1 pseudogene is annotated in these 589 nt (G+C 70.5%); it reads right to left on the bottom strand.

The features are described from left to right. A pseudogene (locus A5780_RS18745) lies at nucleotides 1-380 on the bottom strand (hypothetical protein); the annotation flags it as partial. Nucleotides 381-589 lie beyond the last annotated feature (209 nt).

Genomic DNA, 589 nt, shown 5'->3' with positions numbered 1-589 from the left:
GGTTCGCTCGGCGGCTTGGCCCGCCCGGCCGCAGCGGCCAGGCGCTGAGCGCGCTGGTCCTCAGTCAGTCCGGCCTGGCGCAGGTTGTACTCCAGCAGCGCGAGGCGTTCGGGGCTGTCGTAGGAGGGCGGGCCGGGATTGCGTTCGGCGGCGACCTTTTCTCGGCGACCGGCCCACTGGTCCTGGACGGCGCGTGCGCGCTCGCCTTTCTTCTCGCAGGCGTCGTTTTCGACGGCGAGGAATTGGTTCACGTCGAGGCGGACGTGTTCGGGCACCCCGGCAGTGATCATGCTGTTGCGCAGCTGTTCCTCGGCTTGGGTGGCTTCGTAGTCGTCGCGACTGGTGCGCCCGGCCGCCAGCGCGGTCTGCGCGAGGACCACACGGTTGAGGTCGTCGCGGACTGCGCGGACAGTGCCCTCGGGCGCGGCCGCGATCGAGCGCGAACGCCGCGACAACTACGCGCGTGCCTACGCCGAGGAAAACCGCCGCGAGATCGAAAAAATCTTGTCGACCGCGGCCGCGGCCGAGGGCACTGTCCGCGCAGTCCGCGACGACCTCAACCGTGTGGTCCTCGCGCAGACCGCGCTGG

The organism is Nocardia sp. 852002-20019_SCH5090214 (assembly GCF_001665865.1).
Taxonomy (GTDB): domain Bacteria; phylum Actinomycetota; class Actinomycetes; order Mycobacteriales; family Mycobacteriaceae; genus Nocardia; species Nocardia nova.
The sequence above is the reverse complement of the archived record's forward strand: the minus strand, read 5'-3'. Positions and strand labels throughout refer to the sequence as shown.